We start from the raw sequence: 1,021 nt of genomic DNA on the forward strand, positions 1-1,021 counted from the left end.
TGTGTGATTCATAGAGATCGTTTCAATCTTCTCAGCTCTAATTCAAGCCTGTAGTTTTGTTCTTGTAGGGGTTCTTTTGCTGGCTCATAAAGCTCCTGAACCTCTTCAGAATAAGGCGTTTGTTCAGCCATTTCGAAGTATCGTTCCATGGGTGTTTTTCCATGGTGTGCGCTATGAGGCCTCTCCCAGTTGTAGTAATGCTGCCATTCAGCAAGCAGGCTATCTAAATCGTCTGATGCTAAGTCTACCGTTGCATAAAACTCTGTTTTATCAGTTTTCTGTGAGCGCTCTACTTTGCCATTTAGGTGAGGTGAAGCAGGTTTATTTGGTCTGAATTTGATGCCATGGATCTTCAATTTCTCCTGAACTTTACAGGCGAAGAATTCTCGGCCACGATCTGTTTGAATACGCTGAATTGGAAATGGCATTTCCTCAATCACGCAATCAATGAAATCCAGCGTGTTAGCAGCCGTTCTGCGGCTATACAGCCTTAAAACCCTGTAGCGGGTGCAGTCGTCAATCGAAGTGTATTGATAGAGATTAGGCCCTATCTTACAGGTATCCATTTGTATTCTATCGCCAGGAACTGGGCGAACATACCTGATGTAATCTGGTTTCTTACGGTAGGTAACAACAGGCTTTACTTCATTTCGCGTCAAGATCTTATGGATAGTTGCAATTCCAAGAGAGAGCCCATGCAGGCGGCCAAGTTCGCTTTGAATACGCCTTGCTCCAAGGTTTCGAGAGCGTCGCAAAGATAAAATTAACTGCTCTTCAGTCTCACCAACCTTTGTTGAAGGTGAACTCTTAGGACGCCTGCTTTGGCTACCCAGACCATCTACACCGTCTTTCCGATAACGCTGCCACCATTTTCTTAAGGTAGGTCTGGATATGCCACAACGACGGCAGACCAAGCCCGCATCACGGGTCTCTTCGTATAGCTTTATCCACTGTAATCGCTGCTGTATTTCTCTATTCATAGACACCCATTATATTGAAATGATGTCTATGAATCACACAG

General features: G+C 44.6%; 1 protein-coding gene. It reads right to left on the minus strand.

The annotated features are described in order from the left end of the window. Positions 1–8: 8 nt before the first annotated feature. The gene (locus AAY72_RS00950; protein WP_057785218.1) at positions 9–980 is read right to left on the minus strand and encodes an IS481 family transposase; all 972 of its coding nucleotides are present in this window, start codon (positions 978–980) and stop codon (positions 9–11) included. Positions 981–1,021 lie beyond the last annotated feature (41 nt).

Source organism: Alishewanella sp. WH16-1 (assembly GCF_001441695.1).
Taxonomy (GTDB): domain Bacteria; phylum Pseudomonadota; class Gammaproteobacteria; order Enterobacterales; family Alteromonadaceae; genus Alishewanella; species Alishewanella agri.

Excerpts from the sequence above, each read along its gene's own strand:
- AAY72_RS00950 (WP_057785218.1), bottom strand. The coding sequence starts at position 980 with ATGAATAGAGAAATACAGCAGCGATTACAGTGGATAAAGCTATACGAA.